The organism is Vogesella mureinivorans, assembly GCF_007644035.1.
GTDB lineage: Bacteria > Pseudomonadota > Gammaproteobacteria > Burkholderiales > Chromobacteriaceae > Vogesella > Vogesella mureinivorans.
On record NZ_VMTV02001144.1, the window covers coordinates 1 to 316 of the forward strand.

Sequence of the window (316 nt, forward strand, 5' to 3'; positions counted from 1 at the left end):
GAGTACGCCAAGCAGCCCGCTGACATCAAGGCCAAGATCGACGAGCTGTCTGCCGGGTACGCCGACCCGGTGAGCTTCTATGTCGAGCGCCTGGCGGAAGGCATCGCTACGCTGACCGCGGCCTTCGCGCCGCATCCGGTGATCGTGCGCCTGTCGGACTTCAAGTCGAACGAGTACGCGAACCTCATCGGCGGCGCGCAGTACGAGCCGCACGAGGAGAACCCCATGATCGGCTTCCGCGGCGCCAGCCGCTATGTCGATCCGAGCTTCCGCGACTGCTTCGCGCTGGAATGCAAGGCGATGAAGAGGGTCCGCG

At 65.5% G+C, this 316-nt stretch carries 1 protein-coding gene; it reads left to right on the plus strand.

What is annotated here, in order from left to right; translation table 11 throughout:
• A partial coding sequence (locus FLQ44_RS23140; RefSeq protein WP_338117509.1) for a putative PEP-binding protein occupies positions 1-316 on the plus strand: 316 nt, incomplete at both ends.